At 36.9% G+C, this 14,331-nt stretch carries 10 protein-coding genes; 9 read left to right on the top strand and 1 reads right to left on the bottom strand.

Annotated elements, in window-relative coordinates:
- Positions 1-4 precede the first annotated feature (4 nt).
- The 9 genes from AAC073_RS19995 to AAC073_RS19955 all read left to right on the top strand — a co-directional run bounded on the left by AAC073_RS19995 (position 5) and on the right by AAC073_RS19955 (position 9,391).
- Entirely contained in the window at positions 5-802 is a 798-nt protein-coding gene (locus AAC073_RS19995; protein ID WP_339925581.1) for a hypothetical protein, read from the top strand.
- Entirely contained in the window at positions 795-1,859 is a 1,065-nt protein-coding gene (locus AAC073_RS19990; RefSeq protein ID WP_339925580.1) for a lanthionine synthetase LanC family protein, read from the top strand. Before AAC073_RS19995 ends, AAC073_RS19990 begins: the two co-directional genes overlap by 8 nt.
- Positions 1,852-2,634 carry a galactosyltransferase-related protein gene (locus AAC073_RS19985; RefSeq protein ID WP_339925579.1) on the top strand — a complete coding sequence of 261 codons (783 nt, stop codon included), beginning with the start codon at positions 1,852-1,854 and terminating at the stop codon, positions 2,632-2,634. The genes AAC073_RS19990 and AAC073_RS19985 overlap by 8 nt, the downstream gene beginning before the upstream one ends.
- 38 nt (positions 2,635-2,672) lie before the next feature.
- Complete coding sequence (locus AAC073_RS19980) at positions 2,673-3,398, top strand: FkbM family methyltransferase (protein ID WP_339925578.1); 726 nt, start codon at positions 2,673-2,675, stop codon at positions 3,396-3,398.
- 3 nt (positions 3,399-3,401) lie between these two features.
- The gene (locus AAC073_RS19975) at positions 3,402-4,643 is read left to right on the top strand and encodes a glycosyltransferase (protein ID WP_339925577.1); all 1,242 of its coding nucleotides are present in this window, start codon (positions 3,402-3,404) and stop codon (positions 4,641-4,643) included.
- 553 nt (positions 4,644-5,196) lie between these two features.
- Positions 5,197-6,096 carry a sulfotransferase domain-containing protein gene (locus AAC073_RS19970; protein ID WP_339925576.1) on the top strand — a complete coding sequence of 300 codons (900 nt, stop codon included), beginning with the start codon at positions 5,197-5,199 and terminating at the stop codon, positions 6,094-6,096.
- A gap of 208 nt (positions 6,097-6,304) precedes the next feature.
- On the top strand, positions 6,305-6,553 hold the full coding sequence (locus AAC073_RS19965; RefSeq protein ID WP_339925575.1) for a hypothetical protein: 249 nt from the start codon (positions 6,305-6,307) through the stop codon (positions 6,551-6,553).
- Positions 6,554-6,640: 87 nt separating this feature from the next.
- A complete protein-coding gene (locus tag AAC073_RS19960) occupies positions 6,641-7,822 on the top strand; it encodes a DUF4221 family protein (RefSeq protein WP_339925574.1) in 1,182 nt (393 codons plus the stop codon).
- A gap of 405 nt (positions 7,823-8,227) precedes the next feature.
- Complete coding sequence (locus AAC073_RS19955) at positions 8,228-9,391, top strand: hypothetical protein (RefSeq protein ID WP_339925573.1); 1,164 nt, start codon at positions 8,228-8,230, stop codon at positions 9,389-9,391.
- A 1,821-nt stretch (positions 9,392-11,212) separates the two neighbouring features.
- Here AAC073_RS19955 and AAC073_RS19950 read toward each other — a convergent pair.
- Positions 11,213-13,117: a hypothetical protein gene (locus AAC073_RS19950; protein ID WP_339925572.1), complete on the bottom strand. Its 1,905-nt coding sequence runs from the start codon at positions 13,115-13,117 to the stop codon at positions 11,213-11,215.
- Between the last annotated feature and the right edge of the window lie 1,214 nt (positions 13,118-14,331).

The following is a 14,331-nucleotide window of genomic DNA, read 5'->3' as shown; positions in this document are numbered from 1 at the left end:
CTCAATGGGCAAAAATACTTCGCTAAAACAATCTTTTTTAATCCTCACCAATAAAACCTCACTCCCTTTAATTCAAAAATACCATAAGCTGTTTACAGCTACCCAAAATATGGGAGATACAGTGGTGTTGTACCATTTGCTAGGGGATAATTCTAATCCAAACTTAGAAGACGTGAATACGCACATCTTTGACGATGAAGTCTTAAGCTCTTTGAATTATTTCCCCCTAGGCTTTACCCTGGTACCTGGCAGCAATCATTTCCCCTTGCTAAAATTCTACCTTTCTCATCCACATTACGATTACTATTGGTGCATTGAAGACGACGTGGAATTCTCGGGGGACTGGAAATCCTTTTTTGAGGATTTTTCCTCTATTGATACTGATTTTATAAGCAGTCACATCCGTCGCTATAAAGAAGAACCGGAATGGCCCTGGTGGCCTGCCCTGGCCCATCCCTACACCGTTATCCCACAAGAGCAACGGATCCGGTCCTTTAACCCCATCTACCGAATTTCACGTCAAGCTTTAGAATTACTTCACAAAGCACTCTTAAGCAAGTGGTGCGGGCATCATGAAGTACTCATTCCTACCCTGCTTTATGAAAGTGGATTTTCCATCCAAGACTTTGGTGGGAAAGGGGAATTTGTACCCGAAGGCCTTGAAAACAAATTTTATTCGGAAAATACACCTAACAAAAGAGGTATACTTTCCGACGGCACCATGCGATGGAGACCCGTTTTCGAAAAAACAGGGAATTTGAAAAATAAACTTTACCACCCTGTAAAAATAACAGATGAATAAGGTTACACAACTTTTCCATACACGAGATGAGCTATTGTTGGGACATTACACCAGCCTCGAAAATCCTGGACTCTTTAAAGGCAAGTTTGGCCTTTGCCTTTACTTCTTTGAAGCCTTTCAACAGTGCGAAGAACCAAAATACCAGCATGCAGCGGAACATTTACTACATGAAGGGTACAATTTTATTCACCAAAACCCGATGCCGACCTCGTTTGACAATGGATTGGCAGGAATTGCCTGGGGAATTAACCAATTAATCAAAAGAGGTTATTTGGAGGGTAATGCCGATGAATTGCTAATGGAAATAGACACAATCCTTTTCAAGGTTATTTCTGAAAAAACGAACGAGCTTGAATTTGGCTTAAAGCGTGGAATTTTAGGCTACCTGATCTATATCCTCGACCGTGTTTCAGTCCAGCCTAAAAATGCGCCAGAGAAGGTAAACAGTGAAATATTCACTTCTCTTGCAGTTTTACTGATCAACCGCATCCACCTAATGGCCGAAGAAAACAGTGGAAATTTTACTGAGCCAAAAGAATTTAACCTTTTCTGGGACCTACCCAATTACTTGTATGTATTGGGTGAAATCAACCGCCTAAACATAATGCCCAACAAAACCCGACAAATGATTCGCAACATTTCTTCTCTGCTGCTTTCCTTAATTCCCCAAAATCTAGGTAACTGTCTCAGTTTACTTTACGGAATGAGCAAGGTGGCACATGAGGATTGGTCAGCACACACCCGACTTCTGCAAGAAAAATTAAATAGTGCTTCAATCACTTCTTTTAGGCTTGGAAATAAAAGCCTGTATGTAGAAAACGGTCTTTCCGGTTTGATTTTATTAGACAAGCAAGTAGGGTTGAAAATAGATGATTGGAAGGGCTTGTTTAATGATGAAAAAAACGTACAACTAGCGATGCAACATCTGGAGAAATCCGAGTATTGGAGAGCCACCGAAAAAAATCCAGAAAACGAAATGGGGTTTATTTACGGAATTACAGGAATTCATTACGCTCTCCTTTTTTTGAAACAAATTAAAGATCCTCAACATGAATAAAGCGTCTCTGCAAGATATCAGCTTTCTTATTCCTGTCCGGTTGGATTCTGTCATTCGGCTGGAAAACCTAATGGTGGTGATAGACTTTCTACACCATCACTTACGCTCTCCTATTTTAGTCCTCGAAGCTTCCGCTTATAAAACTGGGATTATTCCTGCTTTTGCAGGGAACAAAATAAATTATTGGTTTGAAGAAGATAGGGACGATATCTTCCACCGGACAAAATACATCAATACATTGGTAGGGTTTTCTAAGACACCATATGTGGCTATTTGGGACTGTGATGTTATCATTCCACCAAAACAAATCATAGCAGCCCTAAAATGCATAAATGATGGCGAATCAAGTTTCGTTTTTCCCTATGCCAAAGAATTTTTAGATACGGGTATGATCCTTAGGGAAATTTTTATAAAAAATCGGGATCTTACAGTATTTACTTCACACAAAGCTAAAATGATGTCAATGTATAGACCTGACCCCATAGGTGGTGCTTTTCTTGCAAACCTTCAGGATTACAAGGCAACGGGGATTGAAAACCCGAACTTTTACGGGTGGGGAAGGGAAGATGGAGAGCGAATACACCGATGGAAAGGGCTAGGTTACAACCATAACCGCATAGACGGGCCATTGTTCCATCTATCTCATCCCCGTGGAATCAATAGTAGTTTCCATAGTAATCGTGAAGACCAGGGAAAATGGAACGACATTCTTTATATTAAATCACTGGGGAAAAAGGAGTTAAACAACAAAATCCAAGAATGGTCTCAATCTTAAATTATTTTACAAATTTAACTAAAAAATTGAATCCTAAATTGAAGATTAAATCCCAGGTTGAGTACTGGATTCATATTACTGGGAATAAGAAAAACTGGACGGTAGTACAAATTGGAGCCAATGACGGCAAAACCAAAGACCCACTTCATAAGTCTATTTTAAAAAATAAAAAATGGAAAATGCTTTTCGTAGAGCCCGTTCCCTACCTATTTGAAAAACTAAAGACCCATTACCCCGATTCAACTAGGTTTTTATTCGAAAACACCGCCATCAATAATGGCACAAGGCAGGAATTTTATTGGGTAGACCAAAAGGCCAAATACATCCTAGGCAATCTTCCGGACTGGTATGACCAATTGGGCTCCTTTGACAAAAACCATATCAGTAAACATCTGAACAGTATTTTAACCCCCTTTATTGTTTCCACAAGCATAAAGGGAATTACCCTGAAAACTTTGCTTCAAAAGCATGGAATTCAACAAATCGATCTATTGCGGATAGATTGTGAAGGCCACGACTGGAAAATACTTAGACAATTGGATTTGACCAGATTTAAACCCTCTCTTATATTATTTGAAATGAAACACTTGAACCGGGAAGAATTAAAAGCAGCACTTTTATTTCTTTACAATGACTATCAGGTTTATCAGTTTGAGGGGGACTTTTTGTGCTTTTCAAAAGTCGGATATAACGAATTATCTAAAAAAGACATAAAATACCTTCTTGACTTTCATTCCATCGAGTCACTTAAAAACAAGCTTTAGAAAATGAATGAAACTTCAAAAAAATTAAAAATTGCGTTCTTAGTTGAGCGTTTCCCCAAATTATCCGAAACATTTATACTCAACCAAATTAGTTATTTGATTGAGGCAGGCCATAAGGTGGATATTTTTCCGGCAGGCAAGTCTGAAGAAACTAAAGTACATGATGAGATTCACCGATTAGGATTACTCCAGCATACTTTTTATCCACCTAAAGTACCCCAAAACAAAATATGGGCTTGGCTAAAATTCTTTGTGTTGGTAAATATTAAGCCGGCTGTTCGAAAATTGGTTAAGTTACTTGATTCTCAGGATTTTTACCGCAATCAGGATATGATACGTCGGTTATATTTGATTTCCCTCTTCTATCCATTTATATCAAAAAATAAATATGATATTATTCATTGTCATTTTGGCCCTACCGGCTTGAGAGCAGTTTTTGTGAGATCACTAGGACTTTTAGATGGTAAAATGCTCACCACCTTTTATGGCTATGATATCACTCATCGAGGAATGGGTGAAAACTATTATCAAAACCTGTTTTCCAATAGCGATATATTTATTGTCATTTCTAATTTTATCAGGGAAAAAGCAATTTCAGCTGGATTTGACAAGAATAAAATTGTGGTTTTGCCCATTGGTGTGAATCCTGGAGAATTTATTCCTCATAAGCAGAAAACGGACAAAAATTGCATTCGACTGTTAAGCGTTGCGCGATTAGTAGAGAAAAAAGGATTGTACTACTCCATCTCAGCTTTTCACCAGCTTGTAGAACTTCACCCAAATACCTTTTATGACATCGTGGGCGATGGTGAATTGATGAAACCTTTAATGGAACTGGTAACCTTTCTTGGATTGGAGGAAAAGGTTATCTTTTATGGAGAGAAAAAAAAGGTTGACATTATCAATTTTTACAGAAATTCCGACATTTTTGTACTTCCAAGCATTACTGGGAGTGATGGCAATTCCGAAGGACAGGGTCTGGTACTTCAGGAAGCCCAAGCCATGCAATTACCGGTAATTGCTACCTTACACAATGGGATACCTGAAGGAGTAATGGATGGCATCACTGGATACCTAGTTCCCGAAAAAGATATCAATGCCCTTCAAATAAAAATGAAATACCTTATTGAACATCCAAGGGTTAGAAAGGATATGGGAAATAGTGGTAGAAAATTTATAGAACACAAGTTTGACAACTTCCATTTAGGTAAAAAACTGGAAAAAATATATTCTGATCTGCTATAAGTCATTTAGGACTCAATTTTTTTTGTTTAAAAGCACTGATTAAACAAAAAATATATTCAAATAAATTTTAATCCGTAATAGAAAATAGATCGTCTATTACATAATTCTGAGATTAAAAATGTAATTCCAATACAAATGTCAAATTAACACCTATTACTTTGTTAAATTCTATTTTTTTTTACTTTAACAATATAGTTATACTACTAAATCTTTTTTATGGAAAACTCCTATTTAATTCTCAAATGCAGCCAAACCATACTAAAACTAGAGTTGAAAAAAATAACGCATTTTTTAGTAAATGATTACCTTCTCACGGTCTTTTGTTTGAATGGAAATAGCCATTCTTGCTGTTCTTCTCTTAAAAGTATGGAAGATAAGTTGCCGGAAAACTTTTTCAAAATAAACCGAAACTGCATAGTAAATGTAAATTTAATCTATTCTCTTCAAGTAAAAAAAAGGGAAATAATTATGCAAAACGATTTTCGCCTTAAGGTGGCCAAATCAAAATGGACTGAAATAAAAAAGAAAATGATTCTACTAAACCAACTAAATAATGGCTTGGAAAATACAAATTAATCCTATCTCTTGTTTATTTAAAGATAAAACTGGAAATAATAGCAGGAAGTCAAGACCCAAAGAAAACATTGAGGTAGAAACAATTTTTATCATCAGTGCAGGCAGATCAGGCACCCGTTTTTTTCAGGATTTTTTTAATACCTGTTTCAGTCAGGTATATGCAGTTCATGAGCCCCAACCTGATTTTTTTGACATGGGTATGCAAAAAATTAGGACAGATTTGCTTTTTGATGTCAGCCGCCAAAATATATGTGAATTTAGAAGACCATTACTAAAGCAAGTGCTTTCCACTCCAAAGACCACCTATATAGAATCAAATCCACACGCTGCATACCTTATTCCAGAACTAATGGCTACATTTTCATCTATCAAGTTTTTGTATGTGGTTAGAAATCCAATAGACTCCGTCAGGTCATTTTATGCTAAATCTCCAAAAGATAGTGGTGGGGAAATGTTGTTTTATGGGGAAAACGATCACAGGAAAAGGATCTGCCCCAAGGACTTTCCAGGCGATGGATGGGAAAAAGAATGGCCCGATTTCAACCGGGTTCACAAAATAGCTTGGTACTGGAATAAAGTCAATAGCATTATTCAGGAATCATTAAAAAACAGTGAGAATTCGATACAAATTAAGTACGAAGATTTCTTTTCAAAAAATCAGTCCATCAGGGAAAAAACAATTTTACGAGTTATGGAATTTTTGAAATTAACCGAAAAAAGGGATGCAGATTGGAACAAAATAAATCGTATCATGAATCAAAGGTCGAATGCAACCAAGGTAGAGTACCTCCCACCCTTTGACCAGTGGCCCATAAAGGAAAAAGAAATGTTTAAGATGTTAACAAAGGAAATGAGGATCAAGCTAAATTACAAATAATTCCTAAAACCCAGTCCCTTTTCACTAATCTCCAACCACTTCATCAAACTATCACCCCATCACAAGATCACTACATTACCACATCCGATAAAAATGCTCGTTCACGGGAAAAAACAGCCCGTTCTCGGGAAATATAATTAGTCTTATATGAAAAATAATTTTAATTGGTTTAATTAAAACATCTTTTAATCATAAATCAAAAAATAGCATGAGAAAGAAAATGACTTTACAAAAAGCTACAGTTGCCGCAGGAGTAGTGGCCATGAGTGTTGGATTATTTAACTCATTTAATGCAGAAGCAGAAGGAGGAAGTGCATGCACAAGTGGTTGTTTAAACCAACCATCCAACAATGACGGGCATTGTGATGAGTTTAATTCCAATGGTACATTGGTTTATAACTGTGATGTACCCGGTTGGTTTGAATCTACAGATTGTGTAAAAGGACAATGTCCATGATAATTTGTTTTTCAATATTTAAAGCAATTAAAGGTTGAAATCGGTCTTTAATTGCTGTTTTATTACAATTGTTTATCCTACCGTATTATGCGAATATATTATACTTTATTAACCTTTTTATTATTTTATTCATGTTCAAATACATCTTTTCACAATGAAAATCCTTTTTATAATTCTTTAAAAGGTTCATATACTCTTTCAAAAAAGTATGAAAAAAAGATACCATTGGATACATTATCCGATGCATTTATTTTATCATACGAAATCAATCAAGGCGATAAAATAGACAATGAAGCATTTATATTTTTGAATAAAAAAACCAATTCAATCTATTTTTATAATTGGGAAAAAAGTGAATTGGATTCAATACTAACCTTACCAACCCAGGGACCAAGTGGTGTAGGCTCAATCAATGGATTTAACTATATTAATAAAGACTCCATATTTTTATTTGCGCAAAACTACACAATTTCATTAGTTAACAGGAAAGGAGAAGTACTGTCTAGAAAGAAAATGCCTATTTTTCGGGAAATGCCGGAAGGAAAACGAATATACAATCCGTCCATTGAAGTTACCGGGATCAGTCCAATGCATTATAAGGACAATAAAATTTTCTTTAGTGGAAATATTGATGCTGAATTTGATGATTTTAGTAAAGAAAACAGCTTTTCTATGACTCTAGTAGATTTAAATTCTGAAAAGTTACAATTTATCCTTCCATTCCCTGAAATATATTATAGTGGAAATTGGCTTGGTGCAAAATTTAGAAAAAGCTTTACTACTTACAATGAAATAAAAAATGAAATTATAATCAGCTATCCTTCCTCTCACCAACTTTCAAAATACGACATAAATAATGGAAGTATTGAAAAAAAATTTGGTGCAAGCAATTTTTCCAATATCATTGTTCCAATGAAGGGAAATTTTTCTGATCAAACATCCCTTGAAAAGTGGTCATTTTTTTTGGGTTCTGATTCTTATGGACCAGTTATTTGGGACAAATACCGAAAGTTGTATTATAGAGTTTTATTGAAAGGTAGAGTCAATGTTGATAATTTAACCGGCAAAGGAGATATATACAAAAACATGAGCGTAATTATTTTGAATGAAGACTTTTCATACATGGGAGAAACTGAACTACCTGGATCCATTTATGATAACAATACGTTTTTTGTTACCAAAGATGGCTTGGTAGCTTATAATTATGCTGCTTATAAAAAAAATGAAAATTACCTAGCCTTTGATGTTTTTGAATTGAAGAAACATTAGGAAATATTTTCTAAATAAACACAGCTAAAGAAAAATTGAAAGGGTAAAAGAAGTAAAGCATATATTGCCTTTTATCAACCTAGATAATATTGATTCGCATGCCATAACCAATACGCATTATCTTCCAATACCCGACCCTTGGCGGAAACTTATTTATAGATTCAATTGGGAAGCGCCAATTAAAGGGAAAGAAAATTCATTTTTACAAAAGAAAACCTCACTTACCGTTTTTGATTCCAAATTGAAAAAACTTCAGCACTATTCTTTACCTGATTATACTTACCAGATCAATAATTGGTTTGTAACTAAAAAGGGTTTATTTTTAAACCTAGCACATCCTGCAAATCCTACATTGAAGGAAAATATCCTAGAGTTTCATGTTGTAAAATTAAGGAATGACGAATTTTGATAGCTTTTCTCCTCTTTCTAAGTGCAATCACAGGTTTTTACCTTCCTCCCTTTGATACAACTCACTCCCTATTAGTACCGCTGGATCATCATTTAAAGAATGCTAGGAAAATAGAAATTAGCTATACCCTAATGCATCCCTACGATAAGCAAAAGGAAACCATTCTGCTAATTGAGGATCCCTTGGACAAGTATTTTCAGGAAAGCATAGACCTCAAGCCACTAGCGGAAGAATTTAATATCGTTCATATCAAAGGCCGGAATGAGGCTGATGCCATATTGAAAATTATCAATTCTACAGGGATAATTGATTGGGCAAAAGCTTATCAATGGCTAAACATGGACCAACAAGCAAGAGACATAGAATTGGTCCGTAAAGACTTGCCTGGGGATCGGCCAGTACATTTATTGGGTTTTTCCGGTGCAGCTGCCTACCTGCATTATTACCTTGGGCTTTTCCCTAAAAATGTCAAATCCTTGATTTCCTTCAACCCCCTACTCTTTGACCTTCAAAAAAACCTGAATCTTATCAACCCTTCACAGTGCCTGGAAGCAATACCACTTGAAAATGCTTCCTACCTTGGTTTTTTGTGGTACAACAATTCCGAGAACCTTTGTAAGGAACAAACGGGGACTGAAGACATTGATCTGGCCTTTTATTTTTATTTAAAATGGCGGTTTCTGTTACCGTCTTTAGTAGAAGCAGATAAAGCCGATATTGCTCTGAAAATCAAGCTTTTTGAGCACAGTTATGGATTGACCTATAATGCAGCTTCCAATTTACCAGCCTCTAAATTGGCAAATTGGATGATGCTAGAAAGTCATGAAATATGGAAGCAGTTTGAACGCCATCCTTTCTCTGTTTATGGGGTGAATTATGATCGGGGATTAAATTTTACAGGTAAGGTATTGATTGTAGGTGCGGTTCATGATAAATTACTTTCCAGATTTTGTTATGATGTGTTGGCAGAGTTTTATTTAAATTCCACCTTATTGCTTATTCGAGATGGGCATTCCTTAGGGAAATTAGGTGGTTCAATGTTGCATAATAACCTAATTCGTTCCTTTATCAACAATGATATCAAGGAGAAAGTCAGTGTTTATCAATTACTACAGGATGAAGGATTACTTTTTAATACAAAGGATCGGGTAAGGTATTGAAAAAGTTAGATGTGTTTTTGTTGATTAGTTTTGATTAAATGTTTCCTTGGTTCGTTTCTTTTCTTCATGTTTTCCCTGTCTTATTCAGGGCTTGTCCTGATGCGTAGTAACTCAGGGGAAAAGAAATGAACGGTTAACAGCCAGTTAATTGTATAATTTAAAAAAGCAGTTCTGTATTTCTGTTTCTACTATACAAAGTCTTTTAATTATAACCATTGTCACTTTTTTGCTGCAGGTCAAAAAACTAACGAAAAAACCCCGCCGCTGAGTATCTTTTCAGCTAAAATTTAAGGCTTCCCGCGCACAGGCAAACTCCTTAGTTTTTGGTTTTCACATATTTCGTTATTTATTGGGTATTCCCCTAACCAAAAACTTCGTCAAACAGTGCCTGTGCCTTTGCCATCCCCGCTTAAATTTCTTAACGCCGAAAATCTACAAGGCGGAAGTTAATATATCATTTGATTAATGATGGGCCATTTTTAACGCATTCGCCAAACTCAGGGCGCGGTGGCCATGCCAAAACTACGAGGCGGCGTTGGGCCTTGTTTTAGAAGGTTTCTTTTGGCTAGATTTTTCTTTGGTTCGTTTCTTTTCATCAATGCCTGTCCTGATGCGTAGCAAGTCAGGGGAAAAGAAATGAACGGATTAATGTAAGTTAGGCCTTTACCTTTATCAAAAACTTCAATATTTCCATGATGCATTTTGCATAGCAATTCTGTATACCTATCCAAAGTCAAATATTAAAACTATTTTTACTTTTTTGCTACAGGTCAAAAAAGTAAACAAAAAACCCCGCCGCTGAGTAGCTTTTCGGCTAAAATTTAAGACCTCCCGCGCACAGGCAAACTCCTTAGTTTTTGGTTTTCGCATATTTCGTTATTTATTGGGTATTCCCCTAACCAAAAACTTCGTCAAACAGTGCCTGTGCCTTTGCCATCCCCGCTTAAATTTCTTAACGCCGAAAATCTACAAGGCGAAAATTAATAAATTCGTCATTCCATGACTTTGCAGGGGCCTTGCGTAGAGAAAGTCGAAGGAATCTCACAATGGCGAGACTGCCGCACGCACTATTGGCCCACCTTAAAAGTTCGCAGTGACGGCAATTAATTTCAAAAATAATCATTTTGAAAATGCAGAAACCAAGTTGACAATATCCAATGCAGCACTCCAGTGCAATCTTTGTATTTTATTTTCGATTTTCATATACATTTTCAATTATAAAGACCATTCTTACTTTTTTGCTACAGGTCAAAAAAGTAAGCAAAAAACCCCGCCGCTGAGTATCTTTTCGACTAAAATTTAAGGCTTCCCGCACACAGGCAAACTCCGTTATCTAAGGTTTCGCTTTTAGCAATTGCTATTTCTAGAGGCTCATCCTCTAAATTCTATTCCAACCATGCCTGTGTCCTTGCCATCACTTCTTAAATTTCTTAACGTCGAAAAGCTACAAGGCGGAAGTTAAGATATCATTTGATTAATGATGGGCAATTTTTAACGCAATCGCTGAACTAAGGGCCAGATGGGTAGAAATTTTATATTGCTTAATTTTTCTTTGGTTGGTTTCTTTCATCATGTTTACCCTGTCTTATTCAGGGCCTGTCCTGAAACGAAGTAACTCAGAAACTCCACTCAGTGGTAAAAGCAATTGCCCAAAACCCCATTGGGGGTGGCATTTTTGTAGCCAAGGCTGTAAAGCCTTGGTTAAGGTAAGAAGCACAAACTGATTTTGGCGGTATTGTTACTTTTTTTCTGCAACAATGCTGACAAAATCTCTAACGCAAGCGTCATATCCTTACATCTTTTTCTATATCCAAATCCAAGCTAATAATCTATATCCCTTTCCGGAATATTTTCTCCATGCCATGGAAAGGCATAGGTCGGAGGGTTTTGAAATCGGGTCATTTCTATTTCCAGCTTCACCACTGAGCCCGGTGCTATTTCAGCTTGAAAAAATTTATGATCGATTGTATCAAATTGATAAGGATATTTGTCTATCATATTTACCCGTTTGATATGGTGTTCTCCAAACATCCCCCCTTGAACAATTACTTTTCTTGTTTCGGTAGGATGTAGATTTACCAATGTTAGGGAAATACCGGCATCTGTGATTTGTTCAACCAAGGCTGCCATATCCGCTGGAATACCTGACCTTCTATTTTCAGGGTCAAAATAGCGCACAGAAGTATGCAATAGTCCTCCATGGTAGATATGGTTAGGGGCACCAAGCATGGTCTGTACAATTCCTTCTAAAACGACCGGATTCAGGTTCAGCCAATGATGGACATCCTGAAAATCAGGTGTAGTAGTGTCTTTTCTTATTCGGTCCAGCCTAGAAAGCATTTCATTGTACGTGGCCTTTAAAATATCCACAGGATAAGTGGGAACTTTCCCCTCTAAATACCCTAACCATGTGGCCGTATTGATTTCATCTCCTTTGCCCTTTCTATAATTCAATTTTTCCATTTCCCCAGGATCCAATAAATCTTTTACCCTTTCCCAGTCTTTGCTCTTCCGAGACATATACCATAAATGCGTAGGATACATGGGCTGCATGGGTCGATAGTCGTACCATCCCCTATCATCATATCGGTGAGGCACCAATTTTTTATCATTCTCTACCTTTGCTTGATTTGAAACGGATGCGATAACGGCATTGGGTAAATCCAAGTATTTATCACCTCCGGAAATCAAATAGGCATTGGAAGCGCCAATTGTGGTGGCTTCCAACTTATTTTTGACCCCATGGGGCCATTTCCACCCATAATATCCTCCCCACCAATTCCCCTCCATATATTCTCCAATCTCCCCGGAAAGGCCTACATTATCCGGGATTATCCCATTGTTTTTATAAGTCCTTTCCATCCAAGCATTGACATAGGAGGTTACCCATTCTTTGTATTCCTCCTCCCCATTGTACATATAGGCGTTCAGCATCATGCTTGTTGAAGCCAAATTTAAGGGCACATCTCCTTTCATCATGCGGTTATTTAATGCCTCCAAAATAAATTGGAATTTTTTGTCATTGTTCCAATCTTTTCCGGAAGTGACATTGGGAATGTCGTCATAAGGAAGGGGGTAATTGCTTAAAATGGGTCTATGGGTAACCCAGTCCTCAGCAGTATTGATAAATCTTGGGCCAAGGCTACCTGTAAGTGGTGAACGAATAAGTTTCAGTTTACTGTCAAAATTGGACTTTTCGGTACCATCATCAAAATACAATTTTGCAAATTTAATGGCCCTGTCCCGCATCTTTTTATCAGTAGGATCTGCCAGGCCGAAAAAATAAAAATAGGTATAAGACTCCCCATGATGCATCCAGTCATAGCCGGCATCAAATTCATCTACTATCTGACCATAGCCGGTAAACTGCTTGGTTACACCCTCCCATAATTTTCTTGAAAGCAGGTCTATTTCTTTTGGTCCACCTAGCGCATAATACAAGGGGAAATTATAAAAGCTTTCATAGCCGTCATCAGATCCATCCATCCCCGGCCATTCGTCTCTCCAGATTAAAGTGCCGTCTGGATTGGTGTATTTTTCAACAAACTCCATGGCGGCAGGATAGAGTGCTTCCATCATTTGCCTTTGTAGCAAAGCCCATTCCGGAGGTGGAGAAGGTGAGTGATAGGGTATGGATTTGAGGTTAGGAATTGAATCCAATTCCTGACTTACAGCAGGAGGAATAATTACTGTCAAAAAAAATATTACTATAACAACGTATTTCATAATGTTTTTATTTCAATATTAAATTTTAATAAATATCTAATATAAACATTATTTTAGATTGGTATTTAAAGTTAAATATATACACTGCAATATTATAGCTTTTGATTTATTTGATCGTAAAATTGAATGTTGTAGATTGATTAGAAGTGTTTTAGGAGTCATTTTATCCTTTATTGTTACTTTCTTACTGTAGGCTTGCCCTGATGCATTGCAAGTCAGGGCCTGTCTTGAAGCGCAGTTACTCAGAATAAATGAACGTTAATAGCTAATTAATTGTATAATTATAAAAATCATTCCTGGGTAATAATGCATTACTGTTTCTACTATACCAAGTCATTGAATATGACCAATCTTACTTTTTTGCTACAGGCCTGTCCTGACCCTAGTCAGTGGCCCAAAAAGTAACCAAAAAAGCCCGCCGCTGAGTATCTTTTCGGCTAAAATTTAAGGCCTCCCGCACACAGGCAAACTCCTTAGTTTTTGGTTTAAATATTGGCGTTGCTTTTTTATTGATTACTAAACCAAAAACTTCGTCAAACAGTGCCTGTGCCCTTGCTAATCCCTGCTTAAATTTCTTAACGTCGAAAAGCTACAAGGCGGAATTTCACTGGTAGTTTTTAAGGTATTGGCCTAGTAAAGGGCGCGGTGGCTAGGCCAAAACTACGAGGCGGGGTTGGGCCTTGTTTTAGAAGGTTTCTTTTGGCTAGATTTTTCTTTGGTTCGTTTCTTTTCATCAATGGAAAAGAAATGAACGTTTTACTGCCAGTTAAATGTATAATTTTAAAAAAGCAGTTCTGGGTAATAAAGCATTACTGTTTCTACTATACCAAGTCATTGAATATGACCATTCTTACTTTTTTGCTACAGGCCCAAAAAGTAAGCAAAAAAGCCCGCCGCTGTGTAGCTTTTCGGCTAAAATTTAAGGCCTCCCGCACACAGGCAAACTCCTTAGTTTTTGGTTTAAATATTGGCGTTGCTTTTTTATTGATTACTAAACCAAAAACTTCGTCAAACAGTGCCTGTGCCCTTGCTAATCCCTGCTTAAATTTCTTAACGTCGAAAAGCTACAAGGCGGAATTTCACTGGTAGTTTTTAAGGTATTGGCCTAGTAAAGGGCGCGGTGGCTAGGCCAAAACTACGAGGCGGGGTTGGGCCTTGTTTTAGAAGGTTTCTTTTGGCTAGATTTTTCTTTGGTTCGTTTCTTTTCATCAATG

Origin of the sequence: uncultured Cyclobacterium sp. (genome assembly GCF_963977555.1) — a bacterium.
Classification (GTDB): domain Bacteria; phylum Bacteroidota; class Bacteroidia; order Cytophagales; family Cyclobacteriaceae; genus Cyclobacterium.
Note: the sequence above shows the minus strand (reverse complement) of the source record. Positions and strands in the feature narration are given on the sequence as shown.